1 protein-coding gene is annotated in these 223 nt (G+C 65.5%); it reads left to right on the forward strand.

Features of this window, described 5'->3' with window-relative positions; all coding sequences use genetic code 11:
• Positions 1–223, forward strand: a 223-nt coding sequence (locus tag E4K09_RS14000) for a thiamine pyrophosphate-dependent enzyme (protein ID WP_134498024.1), incomplete at both ends; no start/stop codon positions are given.

Genomic DNA, 223 nt, shown 5'->3' on the forward strand with positions numbered 1-223 from the left:
CAGGGCGTGGTGGCGGAATGCTTCGGGCTTTCGGGCCTGCGCGGCCACCGCACCGGCGGCTGGATTTCCTTCATCATCAACAATCAGATCGGCTTCACCACCGATCCGCGCTTCTCGCGCTCCTCGCCCTATCCGTCGGACGTGGCGAAGATGGTCGAGGCGCCGATCTTCCACGTGAACGGCGATGATCCCGAGGCCGTGGTCTTCGCCGCGAAGGTCGCGA

This window comes from Microvirga pakistanensis (assembly GCF_004458765.1).
GTDB lineage: Bacteria > Pseudomonadota > Alphaproteobacteria > Rhizobiales > Beijerinckiaceae > Microvirga > Microvirga pakistanensis.